The sequence below is a fragment of the Sphingobium sp. MK2 genome (assembly GCF_040170545.1).
In the GTDB taxonomy this organism is placed as follows: domain Bacteria; phylum Pseudomonadota; class Alphaproteobacteria; order Sphingomonadales; family Sphingomonadaceae; genus Sphingobium.
In genome coordinates, this window is the sequence record NZ_JAZDXA010000106.1 from 1 (window position 1) to 1,002 (window position 1,002).

1 pseudogene is annotated in these 1,002 nt (G+C 56.3%); it reads right to left on the reverse strand.

Annotated elements, in window-relative coordinates:
- Positions 1-29 precede the first annotated feature (29 nt).
- A pseudogene (locus V2I08_RS20490) lies at positions 30-1,002 on the reverse strand (hypothetical protein); the annotation flags it as partial.

A 1,002-nucleotide genomic window follows, 5' to 3' on the forward strand; every position in this document is an offset into this window, starting at 1 on the left:
AAGCGCCCTGTGCCCCGGTCATGCCGCCATTACCCCAACGGAAGCATCAAAGTGCCGGTTTTTGCGGGTGTCCAGCTGATGCGCAATTCCTGGCTGAAGCCATCGGAATTTTCATCATAGCGTTCATTACGCGCGGCGGGTGCTGTGACCAGCCGACTGAATTCACGACGGAGAATAGAGTATTTCCGGTCACGATAGCTACTGACCGACGTGAGGGTAATGTCGTCGTTCAGGTCGATATCTATCCTGCCTGAGAAAGCGAGAATTTCTGTTTCGATATACGATGCACCTTCTTCGCAATATTGTTCGGCGCGAAGGCTGAATTTGGTAACTCCGCATGTCGCGGGATTGAGATAGGCGGCCGCGGCAAGGTCACCAACTGTTGATCCAGGAGGGCCAAGCGGCGTGGTGCTGTTGGGCCGAATAGCTATCCCGCCAAAGGTCTGGCCATCTTCTTCACGCTTGCCATATTCCGCAGAAAGATTGATGCGGAACATAGTTGTTGGCTCGATCAGAAGCTTGCCCCGAATGCCGAAGTCGCTGATTTCATTATCTGTTCCGGCAGGCTTGCCGGGAACGGCATTCATCCGGCGTTGCAGCCCGGTTTCGATCCTATATTGCGAGGCGACCCGCAGGGCGATCTGGTTGCTGAGGGGAAGGTTGATTGCCGCATCGTAGATCTGCTCCCCAAATTCCGATCCGGCGGTCCCCTTGTCGGCATATTGCATGCTGCCACTGACCGAAATTCGGTCGGTGGAGGGGGCCACGGTGCGGATGTTGATCACGCCCGCGGAGGCACCCTGGCCAAATAATGTGCCTTGCGGTCCGCGCAGCGTTTCCACCGCAGCCAGATCATAAAGGATCGGAAAAGCAAGATTGCCCACGGGTGCCTGATCGACAACCAGCGCGACGGAGGTTGACACGCTTGGCCCAAGTTGGACAGCGCTGGCGGAACGCGCAGTGAACACGAGATCGTAAGTACTTGATTTTGCTAGGGTCGAG